19 protein-coding genes are annotated in these 17,574 nt (G+C 70.0%); 10 read left to right on the top strand and 9 right to left on the bottom strand.

Features of this window, described 5'->3' with window-relative positions:
• Positions 1-150: 150 nt before the first annotated feature.
• Positions 151-903, top strand: a complete 753-nt coding sequence (locus AC3ERS_RS21130; RefSeq protein ID WP_431969773.1) for an LGFP repeat-containing protein — start codon at positions 151-153, stop codon at positions 901-903.
• Between the two features lie 12 nt (positions 904-915).
• Here the strand turns inward: AC3ERS_RS21130 and AC3ERS_RS21125 are convergent, their stop codons facing one another.
• Positions 916-1,290, bottom strand: a complete 375-nt coding sequence (locus tag AC3ERS_RS21125; protein WP_431969772.1) for a hypothetical protein — start codon at positions 1,288-1,290, stop codon at positions 916-918.
• A gap of 265 nt (positions 1,291-1,555) precedes the next feature.
• Between AC3ERS_RS21125 and AC3ERS_RS21120 the strand changes: the two genes are divergently transcribed.
• The 4 genes from AC3ERS_RS21120 (at position 1,556) to AC3ERS_RS21105 (ending at position 4,852) form a co-directional block, all read left to right on the top strand.
• Complete coding sequence (locus AC3ERS_RS21120; protein WP_431969771.1) at positions 1,556-2,032, top strand: MarR family transcriptional regulator; 477 nt, start codon at positions 1,556-1,558, stop codon at positions 2,030-2,032.
• Between the two features lie 100 nt (positions 2,033-2,132).
• Positions 2,133-2,960 (top strand): NmrA family NAD(P)-binding protein, encoded by an 828-nt coding sequence (locus tag AC3ERS_RS21115; protein WP_431969770.1) that lies wholly within the window; start codon positions 2,133-2,135, stop codon positions 2,958-2,960.
• Complete coding sequence (locus tag AC3ERS_RS21110) at positions 2,961-3,881, top strand: ADP-ribosylglycohydrolase family protein (protein ID WP_488186849.1); 921 nt, start codon at positions 2,961-2,963, stop codon at positions 3,879-3,881.
• Between the two features lie 161 nt (positions 3,882-4,042).
• Positions 4,043-4,852: an APH(3'') family aminoglycoside O-phosphotransferase gene (locus AC3ERS_RS21105; RefSeq protein ID WP_431969768.1), complete on the top strand. Its 810-nt coding sequence runs from the start codon at positions 4,043-4,045 to the stop codon at positions 4,850-4,852.
• A gap of 7 nt (positions 4,853-4,859) precedes the next feature.
• Here AC3ERS_RS21105 and AC3ERS_RS21100 read toward each other — a convergent pair whose 3' ends face one another.
• The 4 genes from AC3ERS_RS21100 to AC3ERS_RS21085 all read right to left on the bottom strand — a co-directional run bounded on the left by AC3ERS_RS21100 (position 4,860) and on the right by AC3ERS_RS21085 (position 8,436).
• A complete protein-coding gene (locus tag AC3ERS_RS21100; RefSeq protein ID WP_431969767.1) occupies positions 4,860-6,221 on the bottom strand; it encodes a DUF8176 domain-containing protein in 1,362 nt (453 codons plus the stop codon).
• Positions 6,208-7,509 (bottom strand): hypothetical protein, encoded by a 1,302-nt coding sequence (locus AC3ERS_RS21095; RefSeq protein ID WP_431969766.1) that lies wholly within the window; start codon positions 7,507-7,509, stop codon positions 6,208-6,210. The genes AC3ERS_RS21100 and AC3ERS_RS21095 overlap by 14 nt, the downstream gene beginning before the upstream one ends.
• The gene (locus AC3ERS_RS21090; RefSeq protein ID WP_431969765.1) at positions 7,506-7,829 is read right to left on the bottom strand and encodes a hypothetical protein; all 324 of its coding nucleotides are present in this window, start codon (positions 7,827-7,829) and stop codon (positions 7,506-7,508) included. Before AC3ERS_RS21090 ends, AC3ERS_RS21095 begins: the two co-directional genes overlap by 4 nt.
• A 313-nt stretch (positions 7,830-8,142) precedes the next feature.
• Positions 8,143-8,436, bottom strand: a complete 294-nt coding sequence (locus AC3ERS_RS21085) for a hypothetical protein (RefSeq protein ID WP_431969764.1) — start codon at positions 8,434-8,436, stop codon at positions 8,143-8,145.
• 217 nt (positions 8,437-8,653) lie between these two features.
• Here AC3ERS_RS21085 and AC3ERS_RS21080 point away from each other — a divergent pair, with 217 nt between their 5' ends.
• Positions 8,654-10,069, top strand: coding sequence for an MDR family MFS transporter (locus tag AC3ERS_RS21080; protein ID WP_431969763.1), 1,416 nt, complete (start codon positions 8,654-8,656; stop codon positions 10,067-10,069).
• Between the two features lie 12 nt (positions 10,070-10,081).
• Here AC3ERS_RS21080 and AC3ERS_RS21075 read toward each other — a convergent pair whose 3' ends face one another.
• The 3 genes from AC3ERS_RS21075 to AC3ERS_RS21065 form a co-directional block, all read right to left on the bottom strand.
• Positions 10,082-10,840 (bottom strand): hypothetical protein, encoded by a 759-nt coding sequence (locus tag AC3ERS_RS21075; protein WP_431969762.1) that lies wholly within the window; start codon positions 10,838-10,840, stop codon positions 10,082-10,084.
• Complete coding sequence (locus tag AC3ERS_RS21070; protein ID WP_431969761.1) at positions 10,837-11,046, bottom strand: hypothetical protein; 210 nt, start codon at positions 11,044-11,046, stop codon at positions 10,837-10,839. Before AC3ERS_RS21070 ends, AC3ERS_RS21075 begins: the two co-directional genes overlap by 4 nt.
• 148 nt (positions 11,047-11,194) lie before the next feature.
• Complete coding sequence (locus AC3ERS_RS21065; RefSeq protein WP_431969760.1) at positions 11,195-12,631, bottom strand: amino acid permease; 1,437 nt, start codon at positions 12,629-12,631, stop codon at positions 11,195-11,197.
• Between the two features lie 165 nt (positions 12,632-12,796).
• On the opposite strand from AC3ERS_RS21065, the gene AC3ERS_RS21060 reads away from it, so the two are divergent.
• The 3 genes from AC3ERS_RS21060 (at position 12,797) to AC3ERS_RS21050 (ending at position 15,727) form a co-directional block, all read left to right on the top strand.
• Positions 12,797-13,489: a TetR/AcrR family transcriptional regulator gene (locus tag AC3ERS_RS21060; RefSeq protein WP_431969759.1), complete on the top strand. Its 693-nt coding sequence runs from the start codon at positions 12,797-12,799 to the stop codon at positions 13,487-13,489.
• Positions 13,482-14,669, top strand: coding sequence for a serine hydrolase domain-containing protein (locus AC3ERS_RS21055; RefSeq protein ID WP_431969758.1), 1,188 nt, complete (start codon positions 13,482-13,484; stop codon positions 14,667-14,669). The genes AC3ERS_RS21060 and AC3ERS_RS21055 overlap by 8 nt, the downstream gene beginning before the upstream one ends.
• 65 nt (positions 14,670-14,734) lie before the next feature.
• Positions 14,735-15,727, top strand: coding sequence for an LLM class flavin-dependent oxidoreductase (locus AC3ERS_RS21050; protein WP_431969757.1), 993 nt, complete (start codon positions 14,735-14,737; stop codon positions 15,725-15,727).
• A gap of 49 nt (positions 15,728-15,776) precedes the next feature.
• Here the strand turns inward: AC3ERS_RS21050 and AC3ERS_RS21045 are convergent, their stop codons facing one another.
• On the bottom strand, positions 15,777-16,604 hold the full coding sequence (locus AC3ERS_RS21045; RefSeq protein ID WP_431969756.1) for an NADPH-dependent oxidoreductase: 828 nt from the start codon (positions 16,602-16,604) through the stop codon (positions 15,777-15,779).
• A gap of 136 nt (positions 16,605-16,740) precedes the next feature.
• Between AC3ERS_RS21045 and AC3ERS_RS21040 the strand changes: the two genes are divergently transcribed.
• On the top strand, positions 16,741-17,499 hold the full coding sequence (locus AC3ERS_RS21040; protein ID WP_431969755.1) for a siderophore-interacting protein: 759 nt from the start codon (positions 16,741-16,743) through the stop codon (positions 17,497-17,499).
• Positions 17,500-17,574: the final 75 nt, after the last annotated feature.

The following is a 17,574-nucleotide window of genomic DNA, read 5'->3' as shown; positions in this document are numbered from 1 at the left end:
CACGTGGCGCAGAGCTGCGCTTTCGCTCCGGTCGTGCGCGAGTCGGGACGGGCATCGCACGCCGACGCCAGTACGCTGACCTCGCACGTCGACACCGGGCGCTTCGCGATCCCGGTCCGCCCTCCGGTTCACACCTGTCAAGGAGTTCACTTGGCTCGGCAACGTCGCACCAGCAGCCTGTCCGCGTCCCGTCGCGGCGCCATCGCCACCACCGCGCTCGCGCTCGCGCTCGCCGCGGGCATCGGCGCCGCCGCCGCGCGCCCCGTCGGCGCCTTCGATGTCGGCGGGGCCATCGAGGTCGAATACGACCGCGCGGGCGGGCCCGCCGCCCTCGGCGATCCCGTCACCCCCGAACTCGACGCGGGCCGCGGCGGACGATTCCAAGCCTTCGAACGCAACGCCTCCGTCTATTGGCATCCCGAGGCCGACGCCCACCTGATCGGCGGCTCGATCCGCGACAAGTGGGGCACGTTCGGTTGGGAGAACGGCGTCCTCGGTTACCCCGTCACCGGAGAACTCGCCACACCGGGCAGACCGGGCAGCTTCAACCACTTCCAAGGCGGATCCATCTACTGGTCCCTCGGCACCGACGCACACCAGATCGGCGGGGCCATTCGCGACAGGTGGGGAGCCTACGGCTGGGAAGGTGGTGCCCTCGGCTTCCCCATTACCGACGAAGCCACCGCCGCCGCGGACAACGGCCGCTACAACCTCTTCGCAGGCGGCGCCATCTACTGGTCCGCACCCACCGGCGCCCACGTCGTCTGGGGCGCCATTCGCGACGACTGGGTCCGCGCGGGAGCCGAGAACGGCCGCTACGGCTACCCCACCGGCGAAGAATACGACTACCAGGGCGGCAAGGCCCAGGACTTCCAAGGCGGTCGAATCACCTGGATGCCCTGAGCCTTTCGGACGCTAGTTGCTCGTGGCGGTTCCGTTCAGCCGGAACCACCACGACTGCGCGTTGCGAGTGGGCTTGATGACGAAGTTCTGGGCCATATGGGTACCGAAGCTGCACCTGATGCTCATCGTGATGTTGTTGTTCCGATTCAAGGTGACGGGAATCCATACGATGTCGTCGCCCGCGTCGCCGCCGTTCTTCCCCGACGTGTGGTTGTGGTAGGTCACGAACGCGACCTTGTTCCGCGGCCCGGTGCAGTCCCAGCCACCCCACTTCGGCACGATGCCGTAGACGCCCGCCGAAGCGGCCTGCGCGGGAGGCGGCGCCAGAAGCACACTGCCGAGGACCATTGCCGCGCCGACCATTGCGCGCCGGTGAAAGCTGTTCATGCGATTCCCTTTCCGGTAACGCCCCGAAGTATTCCGGCCCGGTCGCTGCCGTGATGCCGTTCGGCGAGCGGACATCCGAGGTCACCTCCGTGTCCGCTTCGTCACGGTTCCCAGCCGCTCGGCGCACGCGACTGTGCAGCACGGCAGGAGTTCCGGTGCTGCCGGTCAACGGAGTTCGAGATAGCAATAAATTGCTTGCTCCTCCGCGACGGCGCCAGGGAATTCTTCGTATGATATGGAAACCATACGAAGGAAGGGCGAGACGATGAGCCGGGAAGCCGCGAAACGTCAGCACCGCCGCGAGACGCAGACGGTCAAACGCGGGCTGCGCGAGCTGAATACGCAACTCGCCCTGTTGAACCGGCGCTTCGGCGGCAAGGTGGAGCTCAGGGACGTGGACTGGACCTGCCTGGATCTGATCGACCTGCACGGCCCGCTGACGCCGACAGCGCTGGCCCGCACGGCGAATCTGCACCCGGCGACGCTGACGGGCATTCTCGACCGGCTGGAGCGCGGCGGTTGGGTCGTCAGGGAGCGCGACCCCGAGGCCGCCGACCGGCGGGCGGTGACCGTGCGCGCGCTCGGCGATCGCAATCACGAGCTGTTCGACCTGTTCGCCGGCATGAACGGCCGGATGGACGAGCTCTGCGAGGACTACACGCCCGCCGAACTGGAACTGATCGCCGGGTTCCTGCACCGCACCGCGACGGCGGGCCGCGCAGCCGCCGACGAGCTCGCCTGAGCCCACGCGAGACGCCGGAAACTGTTACGAAAACCATATGAAGTCTTTACGGTCGCCAGATAATATGAGATTCATATCTTATGACCGAGAGAGGAACCTCATGTATCTCGTCACCGGCGCCACCGGCGTCATCGGCCGACCGTTGGTCACCGCGCTGACCTCCGGCGGACTCCCGGTCCGGGCGGTTTCCCGGCACCCCCACGTCGCGCTGCCCGACGGCGTCGACCTGGTGTCGCCCGAGGATCTGGATCTCGCGGGTGTCGAATCCCTGTTCGTCCACCCGCGAGCGACGAAGGACTCCGTCGACGACCTGCTCCGCCGAGCTGTCGCCCACGACGTCCGGCGCGTCGTCGTCCTGTCGGCCATCAATGCCGACGACGAACCGGCGCATCAGCCGTCCCGGTTCAATGGCGATCGCAACACCGAAGTGGAGCGAGCGGTGGTCGCCTGCGGGCTGCCGTGGGTGAGCGTGCGGCCCAGCTCGTTCGCGATGAACACCCTGGCGATGTGGCGCGGTGTCATCTCGATGGGCGACAAGGTGTTCGGTCCGTATGCGGCGTTCTCGGAGGCCGTCATCCACGAAAAGGACGTCGCCGACGTGATCGCTCGCGCCATGGTCGACGACGCGCTCGACGGACGACGGCTCTCGATCACCGGCCCCGAGGCGCTCAGCCTGGAGCAGCTCGTCACGATCATCGGCACGGTGATCGGCAAACCCCTGAGATACCAAGAGGTTCCGGCCGAAGCAGCCGCGTCGGCGATGATCGCGCACGGCCTGGACGAGGGGTTCGTGCACGCACTGATGAACCGCTACGCTCGCGAACTCGAGCGCCGACCGGTCGTCACGGAGGAGCTGGCGACGATCCTGGGACGGCCCACGCGCTCGTTCGCCGACTGGGTCGCCGATCACCGGAACGAGTGGTCGTAACTGGAATCCGTAATACGCTGCCGGGTAAGAGGATTACTTGGATCACCGACCGTCCGGGTCGGTGATCCCGACAGAAGGGGGCGGCGGGTGCTGGTCGAATCGGCGATCGGCGATGCGTACGGTGCGGGATTCGAGTACGCGGATCCCGCGTTCGTGGCGGCGCACAACACACTGCGGGGCTACGTGCAGCACCCGAAGCATCTCGGCATCCGCCCTGGCGCGTACACCGACGACACCCAAATGACCTTGGCCATCGCCGAATTGCTGGTCGCCGGGGATCCGTGGACGCCGCTGGGGCTGGCCGACAAATTCGTCTCGGCGTTCCACCGTGACCCGCGCGAGGGCTACGCCGGACGGTTCTACGACTTCCTCCGCTCCGTCCACGACGGCGCGGAATTCCTGCGCCGGATCCGGCCCGACAGCGACAAGAGCGGCGCCGCCATGCGGGCGACGCCGATCGGCCTGCTCCCCACTGTCGACGAGGTGCTGCACCATGCCGCGGTGCAGGCGGCGGTCACCCACGACACTCCGGCGGGGATCGCCTCCGCTCAGGCCGCGGCGCTGGCGGTCCACTACTGCCACTACGAGCTCGGCCCGGTCGCGAACCTCCCGCAGTGGGTGGACAGTCACGTCCCGTCCGGATGGTCGCGGCCGTGGCGCGGCAAGGTCGGTTCCAAAGGACGCATGAGCGTCGGCGCCGCCCTCACCGCGTTGTCCACCAGCGGCACGATGAGCGAATTGTTGCGCACCTGCGTCGCGTTCACCGGAGACGTGGACACTGTCGCGACGATCGCCCTCGCCGCCGCCGCGCGCTCATCCGAAATCACACAGGACCTTCCGTCTGTGCTGCTGGAGAACCTGGAGAACGGGACGTACGGCCGCGACTACCTCGCTCGCCTGAACAGCCGGCTACTGGGCTGAGAGCACCGACGCGCCAGTTCCTGTCGACCTCGGCGCGCTCACGACACCTGCGCGGGCGGCCACTGTCTGCTGCTGGAGACCGGCAGGCTGCGCGCCGAGGGCGATCCGGAATCGACGGTCGAGCTCGGTTCGTATCGAGAACGCGCTGCTAACGTCGAATCGTGCCCGACGCGCTGACCCGATACCGATCCGTTCTCCCCGCCGACGGCGAGTGGGAGCCGGTCGACAGCGGGGAGTCGGAGGCCGCCGTATTCCGCGCCGGCGACGGCTCGCGGTACGCGAAGTGCGTCACGGAGAACGCGGCGGCCGAGCTGACGCAAGAGCGCGATCGTTCCGAATGGCTGTGCGCCCGTGGAATTTCCGGGCCGCGACCACTCGAGTGGCGCGAGAACGCCGACGCTGCCTGCCTGGTGACGAAGGTGGTGCCCGGCGTGCCCGCCGACCGCGTGTCCGCCGAGGCGCTGGCCGCCGCGTGGGAATCGATCAGCGACGCGGTCCACCGTCTGCACGAACTACCGACCGATACCTGCCCGTTCGAACGCGGCGTCACCACGATGTTCGCGAAGGCGCAGGACGTGGTGGCCCGCGGCGCGGTGAACACGGAGTTCCTGCCGGAGGAGCAGCTTGACACGCCTCCGGCAGTGCTGCTGGCTCGGCTGGCCGCCCAGGTGGACCGGTGGGTCGCGCGGGAGTCCGTGGAATCCGTGGTGTGCCACGGAGATCTATGCCTGCCGAACATCGTCCTGGATCCGGACACGCGGTCGGTCACCGGATTCCTCGATCTGGGGCGCCTCGGTGTGGCCGATCCGTACGTCGATATCGCTCTGCTGCTGGCCAATTCGCGCGAGACCTGGCCCGACGAACGGTGGGCGCTGGACGCCGACCGCCGCTTCGCCGAACGCTACGGCATCGACCTGGACGCGGAACGGCAGCGCTTCTATCTGCATCTCGATCCGCTCACCTGGGGCTGACGCGGAGTCAGGCCATCGAGATACCGGTGATCAAGGTGCGTCCGGTGAGGGTCTTCGTGGTGATGATCTGGGTGAAGGTCTTCGGCAGCTGACCCGGGTACTGCTGGGTGAGCCGGACTTCCCAGTGCGACTGCCCATCCCCCGCCCCGGCGGCGGTGCGGGTGATCTGCACGCAGTAGCGGGTGCCGACCGGCACCTGATCGATGCCGCGCTGGATCTGCTCGGCGGGCGGGACCGTCGCGTCCTGGGCTACCACGGCGCGGGCGGCGACGCCCGAGCGTTGCACGTAATAGGCGCGTTCGAAAGCCATGATCGCCGAGGGGCCGTCGAGGGTGCCACCGATATCGGTGCCCGAGACGACATCACCGGTGCGGCGCTGTTCGCATCCCGGAGTCGCCACCGCCGCCGGGGATTCGGGTCCGGTCGGCGTCGGCGACACGGTCGGCCGGGCGTCGTCGGCCGCGGGCACCGGGCGCGTCGGCGTCGGCGCGGCGCGAGTTCCGGAGCTGGGCAGCACCGCCCACAGAATCGAACCCACCGCGACGAGCACGCCGAGACCGATCAGCACCGCGAGAAGCTTGTTGCCGCGCTCGGGCTGCTGCTCCGGCTGGCGCGGACGCGGACGGCGCAGCGCCGGACCGGGATTGCCGCCGGTCCGGTCGATGATCGCGGGGACCACCGGAACACCCTCGTCGCCGCCGCGCTCCGGCTCGGGCTCTTCGTCGACCGGAACCCGGATCTCGACGGTCGGCGAATCCGAGGGTTCCTCGGAGCGGATCGGCGGGTCGAGCCATTCGGCCCACTCGCCCATCCGTCGCGGTGGCTGACGCACCGGTGGCTCGGCCCGAGGCGGCTCGGGCTCGTAGAACGGCGTCGGCCCGGCGAACGGCGATGTGGTGCGCGGTGATTCAGGCTCGTAGAACGGCTCCGGCATCACAGGCGGCGCAACGGGCGGCTCGGACGGCGATCCGGTGCGCAGCGGCTCGGGCTGGTAGAACGGCTCCGGGCCCGCGAGCGGCGATCCGGCGCGCGGCGATTCGGGCTCGTAGAACGGCTCCGGCATCACAGGCGGCGCAACGCGCGGCGGCTCCGACGGCGATCCGGTCCGCGGCGGCTCGGTCCCGTAGAACGGCTCCGGCATCACAGGCGGCGCGACGCGCGGCGGCTCTGGTTGGCGTGGCGGTGTGCGCGGCGGTTCCGGCGCACGCAGGGGTGCGCCGGACGACGCCGAGGACCGACGCGCCGCGGGCCGTCGCCGTCGACGCTTACCGGTCGGCGGCGCGGGCAGTCGCAGCATCGGCAGCCCGGTGTCGAACGGATTCGGCTGGCCCTGCTGGTTGTTCGAGGGGCCCTGGTCAGGGCGCGTCATCGCCGAAGTCGCCGATCACGGCGGCCGGGACGGTGACCGATTCCGGAATCATCGCGGCCGCGGGAACAGTCACGCCGAGCTGGCCGTCACGCGGCCTGCGGTCTTGGTCGCCGCCCATCGGCGGCGGCATCGCGACGCCACCGTGCGTGCCCGGCTGTCCGGCAGGCTCGGGCGGTTTGGGCGCTGTGTCCTGCGGCGCGGGCGTGGGCGGAATGATCGACGCGGGCGGCGCGGGCCTGTGCTCGGGCTTCGGGGCATCCGGTTTCGCGCTCGGGCCCGTCGCGTTCTGCGACGGGTTCGACGGCGACGAGCCGCCGCCGAAGTCGATCACCTTCGACGGCGTGCCGGACGTGCCACCGTTGTTGGCGCCGTTCGTGGTGCTGCCCGGGTTGACGAGTTCCGGGATCGCCTGCTCGATGACCTTGTCCGCGGACGCCGCCACGGTGTCCATGGCGTGCGTGCCGACTTCGACGATCTTGTCGATCAGATGCGTGCCGATGTCGACGCCCGCGGAAATGGCCGCGGTGCCCAGCTGCACGCCCGCCGAGACGAGCTGCTGTTGCAGCTGGAGTTGGGCGACCTGCGCCGGATCCAAGGGCTGGCCCTGCACGGTGACGCCAGGAACGGCGGCGGTCGAGGTGCCGCCGATGGACGGCTGGCTCGTGCCGCCGATACCGCCCGGCGAGGTGACCGTGAGCGGACCCATCTCGTCCAATCGACGGGTGTGGTCGTTCATCTCGGTGCGCGCGGTGCCGACGGTGGTGATCGCGTCGCGCAGCGCCTGCGCCGCGCGCTCGATGACGGCGTCGGTGTCGGGCGCGGCGGTCGCGTTGCCGAGGATCACCCTCGCGTCGCGGCGGAAGTCGGCGATGATCTGATCCACCCGGCGCGCGGCGCGGGCGCTGGTGGCCTGCGCGTCGCCCAGCACCGCGAGGTAGGCGGGGCCGCGATCGGAGATCTCGCCGATCTCGGTCTGAGTGGTGCGCAACGCGGGCACGGCGGCGTCCGCGCCGCGCGAGGTCCAGGTGGATTCCAGCGCGTACAGACCGTCCCGGTGCGGGCCCTCGGACTCGGCGGCGTGCGTGGACGCGGCCGACAGGGCGCCGGTGATGGCGCGATCGGGCAGGGTGGCGCCGGTGCCGAGCGTGGCGCGCAGCGAGAGCATCGGCTGCACCAGCGCCGCGACGATCGGCGGGTCCGAGGTGGGATCGTTGCTGACGACCGGCAGCGTGTCGGTGCTGGTCTGCTCGGTGGGGCGCCGTCGGCGCAGCGCGCTGAGCCGCCTCATGCCAGCTCCTCCCCGGTCTTCGCCAGGGCTGCGGCGGTGTCCGCGTCGCCGGTCTGCATGGCCGCACCGTAGTCGCGCAGCACCTGACCGTAGGCGGCCACCAGCTGACCCGCGGTGGACAGTGCCTGGGTGTGCTCGGACACCGCGGTGGTGAACCGCGCGACGAACTCCGCCCCGACCATGCCGAGATCGGCGTCGAGCTTCTGCGAGTTCACCGCGCCGGAGGCGGCGGCCGAGGCCTGGGCCAATTGTTGCGCCACGGTCTCCGCTATCGCGGTGTAGGCGGCCATCGCCGCCGGGTCGAGCTTCAGCGTGTCCATCGTTCCCCCTTCACGGAAAACCAAACTCTCGCTGTCGCATCACGGTTGAGCCGAGCTTAACGGTCCGGTCCGACATCGCGCCGGATCACCACGAAACACCGGCGGCACCGCCTGGCCGTGCCGTGCGGACGTGCCCATCGCCGATGATGTGCGTCCGTCCGGTTCGCGACCTGCGTCCCATAGTCGCACGACTCGCCCCGAGATCGTCGGTCTGTCTTGCAATCCGGGACGAAGCGGACTCGATGCCGCACGGCGGGAACGCTTTCCGAGCCGGACGAACTGGGCTTTCCCGAAACAGCTCGGTCGACAGATCTCAGCGGGAGAGGTCCGGCCACGGCGGGCGCCGGACGATCGCGAGCAAGCCGAGCACCACGGCCACCAGCCCGATCGTCTCGCCGAGAAGGGCGATCCGGCCCGCGTCGACGGCGGGCGTCCAGCTGGCCTGACCGTCCTTGACGACGAAGACGCCGAGCGGCCGCGCCGCGCCACCCAACCAGCCGCCCCGCGCGGCGGTGACGATGACCGACCCGTCGGCGGTCTCCTGCGGCGTCCCGAAGACGAGCGCGCCCGCCGTCTGCGCCCCACCGAGTTGTCCTCGCAACGACATTCCGGCCCCCTTCGCTGTCGAAATCGGATCGCGCCGCGATGAGCCCGCGCGACCACGCCAGCCTACTGGCCGGGGAGGGAGGAAGGCCGTCGAAACCGCGCCGCCCCGATCGGACGCGGCGGTGCCCGGCGCCGCCGGAAATTTCCGTGCGGGAATAGTCGGGACAGCGATACGTTCGTTCGTGATGCTTAGTTGAACGAACGAAAGGGGGCCGCCGGTGGCCACCGAGACCGCGCAGTCGTCCATCGGCCTCCGGTCCGAACGCGGGGCGATACTCGGCTCGCTGATGCTGTCGACCGGGCTCGTCGCCCTCGATTCGACCATCATCGCCACCGCGGTGCTGTCCATCACGGACAACCTCGGCGGGTTCGCCCAGTTCCCCTGGCTCTTCTCGATCTATCTGCTCGCGCAGGCGGTGACGGTGCCGATCTACGGCAAGCTCGCCGACACGGTCGGCCGCAAACCGGTGATCCTGTTCGGCATCGCGGTGTTCGCGCTGGGTTCGCTGCTGTGCGGGCTCGCGCCCAGCATGCTCGCGCTGATCGTCTTCCGCGCGGTGCAGGGCATCGGCGCGGGCGCCATCCAGCCGATGACCATGGTGATCGCGGGCGACCTCTACACACTGACCGAACGCGCCAGGGTGCAGGGCTACCTGGCCAGCGTGTGGGCGATGTCCTCGGTGGCTGGTCCGCTGCTGGGCGGCGTGTTCGCCGACTTCGTCAGCTGGCGCTGGATCTTCCTGGTCAACCTGCCGCTCTCGGCGGTTGCCGCCTGGATGCTGTTGCGCAGTTTCACCGAGCACACGGTGCGGCGCAGCCAGGACATCGACTATCTCGGCGCGGGCCTGCTGACGCTGGGCGCGGGCGCGATCATCCTCGGATTGCTCGAGGGCGGCCAGGCGTGGGCGTGGTCCTCGCCCGCGAGCATCGGCATCTTCGCCGGGGGCGGCTTGGTGCTCGTGCTGTTCGCGCTCGTGGAACGGCGGGCGGCGAATCCGATTCTGCCGCTGTGGGTCTTCACCCGCCGGGTGGTGGTGGCCAGCAGCCTGGTCTCGGTGCTGATCGGCGCGGTGCTGATCGGCCTGACCTCCTACGTGCCGACCTTCACCCAGGGCGTGCTCGGCACCAGCGCGCTGGTCGCGGGGCTCACCGTCGGCGCGCTCACCCTCGGCTGGCCGCTGGCCGCCTCCCAGGCCGGAAAGGTCTACCTGCGCATCGGCTTTCGCGGCAGTGCCCTCATCGGCAGCGGACTCGCCGCACTCGGGGCCGCGTCCACTCTGCTCATCGACGAGCACTCCACGCTGTGGCAGATCTCCGCGTCCTGCTTCGTGATCGGCACGGGCATGGGCCTGGTCGCGACGCCGACCCTGATCGCCGCGCAGACGAGCGCCGAATGGTCCGAGCGCGGGGTGGTGACCTCGGCCAACATGTTCGCCCGCTCGATCGGCAGCGCCATCGGCGTCGCCGTGTTCGGCGCCATCGTCAACTCCAGGGTCGGCGAGACCGACCACCCCGCCCCGCACACCCTGGCCTCGGCGGTGCACCTGGTCTTCGTGACCGTCGCGGCGATGGCCGCGGTCATGCTGGTGGCCTCGGCCATGATGCCGAACCGCAGCGCCGACGGCACGACCTGATCCGGGCGCGGGTCATTCCGCGGCGCGGCGGCCTTCGATTTCGGCGAGAGCGCGGTCCCGCTGAACTGCGGGCAGCCCGGCGGCCGCCGTGCGCACGGATCGCACGGCGTCCGGCGAGAGCGCGGACAGGGTGCTGTGGAACTCGGGCCACAGATCGTGGTCGGCGGTCGCGGACAGCATGTCCGCGAGCTTCGATTCGGGGACGAGTCCGACGAAGCGTTCGAGCTGCGCGGGCTCGTCCACGAGGAACGCCGTGCGGGTCAGCGCGAGCCCGTCGAGCACCACCACGGTGGCGCGCGCCGCGGCGTCGGAGACCGACGACATCAGATCGCCGAGGGTGATCCAGTCGCCTCGCGCGGCGAGTTGCTCGGCGACGGCTCGCACCGTGGCCGAGGGCAGCCCGGCGATGATGGTCGCCGCGTGGCGGGGGTCGAGCTGGGCGGCGATGTCGGCGAGGAAATCGACGGGCAGGCGTTTGGCCATCTGCACCGCGTGCCCCGGGTCGAGCACCGCCGACATCTTGGCGGCCAGCAGCGCGTTGTGGTGGCGGCCGACCAGCTTGACCAGGATCGGGATGGGAATGACCTTGGTGGCGCCCGCCATTCGGCGCAGCCCGTGTGCCTGGTGGTCGAAGAGCATGTCGGCGACCTGCATACGGAACTGGCGCAATTCCGCGTCGGGCACGTCGCCCAGGTATCCGAGGTCGTCCACCGGGACGCGCAGCGTCCGCGCCAGTTTGACGAGCTGCGGGGCGACGCTCGGCGCGGTCACCGCCCCACCGCCTTCTTCACCGGGCCGCGCAGCATCCGCGGCAGCAGATCCAGCAGGGAGATCGCGGCCTCGTGCAGGTCGTCGAACTGCTTGGCCTCCGCGCGTTCCACGGTCTCGGCCAGTTCGGCCCGGCGGTCCGGCGGCAGCGCGGCGATGGCCGGGGGTAGATCGCCGGGGATCAGTTCGGCCAGCGTTTTCTGCGCCATCGCTACCTCCGTGCGTCGGACGGATCGGGCTCTCGAACTCCTTCGACCAACCGTAGCGAAAGTGGTAGGAAGACGGATCGCCCCGCGCCGGGTGAGCGCGGGGCGATGTGTTCCGAGCGGGGTGGACCGGGTTCGAGGCCCGGCCGCATCACCGCACCGAGACTTCCTCCTGCTCGCGCGCTCCGCCGCCGAGCTTGTCCATCACCACGTAGCCTGCGCACACCAGCACCGTCCACACCGCGCCGACGACGATCGCGGTGCGTCCGCTCTCGGTCCAGAACAGCAGCACCACGACGAGACCGAGGAAGGCCAGCGCCGCCACCGAGGTCACCGGCGCGCCGGGCAGGCGGTAGTCGCTGGCGGGCAGCAGGCCGCGGCTCACCTTGGCGCGGTAGCGCAGATGGCAGACCAGGATCGTGCCCCAGACGAAGATGATGCCGATGGTCGAGACCGAGGTGATGTAGGCGAACGCCTTGTCCGGCGAGATCACGTTCACCACCACGCCGATGACCATCGCCGCGGCCGAGGCGGTGATGCCGACATAGGGCACCGAGCGACCGCTCAGCTCGCCGAACCGGGCCGGTGCCTCCTGCCGCAGCGACAAGCTGCGCAGCATGCGGCCGGTCGAGTAGATGCCGGAGTTGCACGAGGAGAGGGCCGCCGTCAGCAGCACGAAGTTGATGATGCCCGCCGCGGCCGGAATGCCGATCTGCTCGAACACCTCCACGAACGGGCTCTTGCCCGCGTGGAACGAGCGCCACCCCGCCACCGACATGATGACCACCAGCGCGCCGACGTAGAACAGGCCGATGCGGAAGGGCAGGGTGTTGATCGCCTTGCGCAGCGTGGTGCGCGGATCGCGCGCCTCGCCCGCGGTCACGCCGACCAGCTCGACGCCGACGTAGGCGAACAGCACGATCTGCAACACGAGCAGGGACTGGCCGAAGCCGTTCGGGAACACGCCGCCGTCGTTCCACAGATTCGTCACGGTCGGGTCTGTCGCGTGTCCGATGCCGAAGACCAGCACGGCGATACCGATGCCGATCATGGCCAGGATGGCGGTGACCTTGATGGCGGAGAACCAGAACTCGCCCTCGCCGAACAACCGCACCGAGATCATGTTGGCCGCGAACATCACCCCGAGCACCACCAGCGCGGTGATCCACGGCTCGATGTCGAACCAGTACTGCACGTACTTGCCCGCGACGGTGATCTCGGCCATGCAGGTCGCGACCCACACCGCCCAGTAGGTCCAGCCCGTCACGAAACCGGCGAAGCGGCCGAGGAATTCGTGCGCGTATTCGGCGAAGCTGCCGGAGACCGGCCGGTAGGTGAGCAGTTCGCCGAGCGCGCGCATGATGACGAAGATCGCCAAGCCGGCCGCCAGGTAGGCCAGGATCAGCGCGGGCCCCGCCTGTTCGATGGCTCCGCCCGCGCCGTAGAAGAGACCGGTGCCGATGGCGCCGCCGATGGCGATCATCTGGATCGTGCGCGGGTTCAGACCCCGCGCATAACCCTCCTCGCCCGGCGCGGCCGAATCGGACAGCGCCGCGTCCGCTGGTAGCCGGCGGTCAGAGGCTGTCATACCTAACAGTCCTTCCCCTCATCCGAAAGATCAGCACGTCACGCTACCGGCGACGGCCGGGAAGCCGGCGGGCACGGTCCGCGCGACAACCTTGTTGCTCCTATTCCCTCGCTCTGTCACCATCGATGTCATCAATGATGACAACAACGGTGACAGGAGCAGGTCATGTCGGACAAGACAGCCCGCCCGCACCGGCTGACCAGGGATCGCATCGTGGCAGCGGCGGTGGACATCGCCGCGCGCGGCCGTCCCGACGGGTTGACCGGACGCGCGCTCGGCGAGGAACTCGGCGTCGACCGCTCGGCCGTGTGGCGGCACTTCGCGGACAAGGACACGCTGCTGCGCGCCGTCGGCGACCGGCTGCTGACCCTGGCCTACGAACAGGTGCCCGGCGGGCTCGATCCGAAACCGCGACTGGAGGCGCTGGCCAGGGCGGTCGTCGCGGTCTTCGTCGGGCACCCGTACGTCGGCGCGGCGATCGCCTCGCGCACCACCCGCGGGCCCGGCGAGTTCGCGGTGGTCGACATGATGCTCACGGCGCTGGCCGAGCTCGGCCTCTCCCCCGGTGACGTGGCCCGCTACCAGCGCATGCTCGCGGTAAGCGTGCTGTCCTACGCCGGTGTCAGCGCGAGCTACGCGGTGCTGCCGCAGAAGGTCCGCGACGCCGACGAAAGGTCGTGGACGCGTGAGTATTACGCGGTCGACGCCGAGGAGTACCCGGGCATCGCCGAATACGCCACGCGAGTGGCAGCGGTCGACCAGGACATGGTGCTGGACACCATGATCGAGGCCTTCTGGACCGCGGTCGACGCGCGCACGAAGTCGAATACCAACGAGCGGAACGAATCTCATGACTGACCAGCCCACCCACGGCTCCCGGCTGCGCCGTTACGCGCTGCGGATCGCCGTCACCCTCGGCCTGATCGTGGCCGTGGTCGTCGGCGCCGCCTTCGCCGCCGCACCGCTGTTGCGCATTCCGGGACCGACCACGCTCGCGCACCTGCTGAGCGACGCGCCGTCGACACAGGGCGGCTTGTTCGAGAGCCGGACCGTACCGGCCGCGCCGTCCCCGCGCCCCTTTCCAGTCGCGACGGCGCCGTTGCCGGACACGGTGCCGTGGAAGGGTTCTCGCGTTCCGTTCGCGGAGTTCCTGACCGCTACAGGAACCAACTCGTTCCTGGTGGTACGCGACGGCAAGCTGACCAACGAGTGGTACCGCTCCGGCGTCGGTCCCACCACCATGCAGTCCTCGTGGTCGGTCGCGAAATCCGTGGTGTCGCTGTTGATCGGCGGCGCCGTCGAGGCGGGCACGCTGCGCGAGGACGACCGGCTCGTCGACATCCTGCCCGAGCTCGCCAACGGCACGGAATACGACACCGTCACCCTGCGCCAGCTGCTGGACATGGCCTCCGGCGTCGACGTCTCGGAGAACTACAACCCGTACTGGCCGCTCACCGGCACGGCCCGCATGTATCTCACCGAGGACCTCGACGGTTTCGTTCGCGACCACCGCGGACTGCGGTTCGCGCCGGGCAGCAGGGGCGATTACCGCAGCGTGGACACCCAGCTGCTCGGCATGGCGCTGGCAAGGGCCACCGGGAAGCCACTGGGTGAGCTACTCGCCCAACAGATCTGGGCTCCGATCGGCGCCGAGGACGACGCGCTGTGGAATCTCGACCGGGCGGGCGGCCAGGAGAAGGCGTTCTGCTGCCTCAACGCCACCGCCCGCGATTTCGCCAAGATCGGCCGGCTGGTGCTCGACGGCGGACGCGCCGGGGCGACCCAGGTGATCTCGCCCGCGTGGATCGAACGGATCTCCACGCCCGCGCCGCTGCCCGTCTCCGACTGGGGATACGGCGCGCAGTGGTGGCACCCGACGGGCGCCGAGCCCGATCTGATGGCCATCGGCGTGTACGGACAGTACGTCTACGTCGACCCGCCGAGCCGCACTGTCATCGTCAAGCTCAGCGACCACGGCACCATGCAGGACGAGATGGACACCATCACGGTCTTCCGCGCCCTCGCCGCCGCCCGCTGACGCGCCGGAAATATGTCGGCAGCGCGGGACGTTGCACCGGTGGCCGTCTGCCCTGGAGGAGCCGCATGTTCGACGTCCCGCTGTCCGTTCTGGATCTCGCGCCCGTGCAGACCGGCGCGAGCCCCGGCGAGGCGCTCGCCGCGACGACCGAATTGGCACGGCGGACCGAAGAATTGGGCTATCGGCGATTCTGGGTGGCCGAGCACCACAACATGCCCGGTATCGCCAGCTCCTCGCCGAGCGTGGTGATCGCGCACCTGGCGGCGGCGACCACGCGCATCAGGGTCGGTTCGGGCGGGGTCATGCTGCCCAACCACGCGCCGCTGGTGGTCGCCGAACAGTTCGGCACTCTGGACGCCTTGCATCCGGGCCGGATCGATCTCGGCATCGGACGCGCCCCCGGCACCGACCAGGCCACCGCGCTCGCGCTGCGGCGCACCGCCGAAGGGCTGTCGGCGGAATCGTTCCCCAGCGAGCTGGCCGATCTGCTGCGGTACTTTCGCGGCGTGGGGCCGGGCGGCATCTCCGCCACACCGGGTCGGGGCGCCGCGCCCGAGATCTGGTTGCTCGGGTCCAGCGGCTACAGCGCGCAGGTGGCGGCGGTGCTCGGGGTGCGCTTCGCCTTCGCGCACCACATCAGCCCGACGAACACCGAGGCCGCGCTCGCGTTGTATCGCGACAACTTCCGGCCTTCCGACCAGCTCGAGCGGCCGCACGCCATGGTCGCCGCGTCCGCGATCTGCGCCGACACCGACGAGCGCGCCGACGCCTTGGCCCGCCCGCGCGACCTGGCCTTCCTCTATCTGACCTCCGGGAGGCCGCGGGCGCTGCCGACGCCGGAGGAGGCCGCGGCCTTCCAGCCCTCCGAGCGGGAGAGCCACTTCATCGCGCAGCGCCGCGCGGGCCAGGTGATGGGCTCGCCGGAGGCGGTGCGCGGCCAGCTCGACGACCTGCTGCGCCGCACCGAGGCCGACGAGCTGATGCTCAACACCCTCGTCTACGACATCGAGGACCGCGCCCGCTCCTTCGAGCTCATCGCCAAGGTGGCGGCCGCCTAGTGCGCCGCCGATCCGGAGTCTCAGCGGAGCACGCGGCGCGGCGAACCGCTTAGTGCAGCGGGAAACCGTGCCCGGCCAATGCCTCGCGCAGCCGGTCGCGGCCGTTGAGGCTGCGCGCCGAGGCCAGCCGGTCCAGGACCCGCTCGGTCCAGGAGTGCGCGAGCCCCTGCTCGGCATAGAACTCCGCGATCCGACCCTCGTACTCCGCGACATGCTCGCGCTGGGCCGCCAGCTCGTAGGTTTCGTGATGCAGCACCGCCTCCTGCGGCAGCCGCGGCTTCACCGTGGTCTCCTCGGCCGGGTCGGGATGACCGACCACCAGTCCGAACACCGCGAAAACCTGAGGCGGAAGGCCCAATTCGGTGGCGACCTGTTCCGGCTTGTTGCGCAACGCGCCGATGTAGACGGTGCCGAGCCCGAGCGATTCCGCCGCGACGACGGCGTTCTGCGCGGCGAGTGCGGCGTCGATGAAGCCCACGTAGCTGGATTCGAGGTAGTCGGCGCCCTCCAGCGGGGCGCCGCGGTCGTCGGCGAGTTGCCGGAGCCTGGCGAAATCGGCGGTCCACACCAGCAGCACCGGCGCCTGCTCGATGTGCGCTTGGCCGCCGGCCAGCGCAGCCAGCCGCGCCTTGCGCGCCTCGTCGCGAACCGCGATCACGCTCCACACCTGCAAGTTCGACGAGGTCGGCGCGGATTGGGCGGCGGAGATCACCAGCTTCAGGATGTCGTCGGACACCGGATCCGGCAGGTAGCGTCGCACCGACCGGTGCTCGTGCAGCACCCGCAGGACCGGGTTCCAGTGGGCGGGTTCGACCGGTGTCGCGTCGCGGTAGCGCTGGCGCAGGGCATCGGTCGGGGTCGGTGCGATCTGGGTCATGCCCTCATCTTGACGACCGGCGAGGCGCCCGTCTGCGTTAACCGTCACCGTGAACGGAACGGCACACCCCGCACCGCCCCTAGTCCGGGTACGGTTGGTAAGGCATACCTAAATCACCGACTGTCCGGAGGTTACCTTGGCACGCCCCCGCACCACTCTCACCGTGCTGCGCACCGAATGGCTGACCCCGCACCTGATCCGAGTCCACTTCGGCGGTCCGGGCTTCACCGCGTTCCGGCCCAGCGAATTCACCGACTCCTATGTGAAATTCATCTTCCCGCGCGACGGCGTCGATGTGCTGCGCACCTACACCGTCCGCTCGGTGGATGTGGACGCCGGAACGCTGGCCGCCGACTTCGTCTTCCACGGTTCGGAAGGCATCGCGGGCCCTTGGGCGGCCTCGGTGCAGCCCGGCGAGACCATCGACGCGTACGGCCCGGGCGGCGCGTACGCCCCGCGCGCCGACGCGGACTGGCATCTGCTCGCGGGTGACGAGGCGGCGCTGCCCGCGATCGCGGCCGCCTTGGAGGCGATGCCCGCCGACGCCGTCGGCCATGCCTTCGTCGAGGTGTCGGGCCCCGAGGACGAACTGAAGCTCGACAAGCCCGAGGGCGTCGAGTTCACCTGGCTGCACCGCGGCGCGCGGCCCGCGGGCGAGCTGCTGGCCGAGACCGTGCGGGCCACCCCGTGGCGTGAGGGCCACGTCCAGGTCTTCATCCACGGCGAGGCGCAGTCCGTGATGCACGATCTGCGCCGCTACATCCGCAGGGAACGGCAGGTGCCCGCGGAGTGGGCCGCCTCGATCTCGGGCTATTGGCGCCGCGGGCGCACCGAGGAGGGCTTCCGCGAGTGGAAGGCAGACCTGGCCGCCAAGGAGACGGTAACCGTCGATTGATACGCGCGTCGGCCCGCGTACGCCCGTTTTCACCGCCCGCGCCGGCGCGGTGAAAACGGGGCCGACCGGCTGGGC

It is taken from the genome of Nocardia sp. bgisy134 (assembly GCF_057708325.1).
This window is presented reverse-complemented; position numbering and strand designations above follow the sequence as displayed.

What these genes read in the sequence shown, in the direction of transcription:
- AC3ERS_RS21070 (WP_431969761.1), bottom strand. Translation starts at nt 11,046, where the DNA reads ATGGCGCAGAAAACGCTGGCCGAACTGATCCCCGGCGATCTACCCCCG.
- AC3ERS_RS21115 (WP_431969770.1), top strand. Translation starts at nt 2,133, where the DNA reads ATGTATCTCGTCACCGGCGCCACCGGCGTCATCGGCCGACCGTTGGTC.
- AC3ERS_RS21100 (WP_431969767.1), bottom strand. Translation starts at nt 6,221, where the DNA reads ATGACGCGCCCTGACCAGGGCCCCTCGAACAACCAGCAGGGCCAGCCG.
- AC3ERS_RS21045 (WP_431969756.1), bottom strand. Translation starts at nt 16,604, where the DNA reads ATGACCCAGATCGCACCGACCCCGACCGATGCCCTGCGCCAGCGCTAC.
- AC3ERS_RS21060 (WP_431969759.1), top strand. Translation starts at nt 12,797, where the DNA reads ATGTCGGACAAGACAGCCCGCCCGCACCGGCTGACCAGGGATCGCATC.
- AC3ERS_RS21095 (WP_431969766.1), bottom strand. Translation starts at nt 7,509, where the DNA reads ATGAGGCGGCTCAGCGCGCTGCGCCGACGGCGCCCCACCGAGCAGACC.
- AC3ERS_RS21125 (WP_431969772.1), bottom strand. Translation starts at nt 1,290, where the DNA reads ATGAACAGCTTTCACCGGCGCGCAATGGTCGGCGCGGCAATGGTCCTC.
- AC3ERS_RS21120 (WP_431969771.1), top strand. Translation starts at nt 1,556, where the DNA reads ATGAGCCGGGAAGCCGCGAAACGTCAGCACCGCCGCGAGACGCAGACG.
- AC3ERS_RS21050 (WP_431969757.1), top strand. Translation starts at nt 14,735, where the DNA reads ATGTTCGACGTCCCGCTGTCCGTTCTGGATCTCGCGCCCGTGCAGACC.
- AC3ERS_RS21090 (WP_431969765.1), bottom strand. Translation starts at nt 7,829, where the DNA reads ATGGACACGCTGAAGCTCGACCCGGCGGCGATGGCCGCCTACACCGCG.
- AC3ERS_RS21085 (WP_431969764.1), bottom strand. Translation starts at nt 8,436, where the DNA reads ATGTCGTTGCGAGGACAACTCGGTGGGGCGCAGACGGCGGGCGCGCTC.
- AC3ERS_RS21065 (WP_431969760.1), bottom strand. Translation starts at nt 12,631, where the DNA reads ATGACAGCCTCTGACCGCCGGCTACCAGCGGACGCGGCGCTGTCCGAT.
- AC3ERS_RS21055 (WP_431969758.1), top strand. Translation starts at nt 13,482, where the DNA reads ATGACTGACCAGCCCACCCACGGCTCCCGGCTGCGCCGTTACGCGCTG.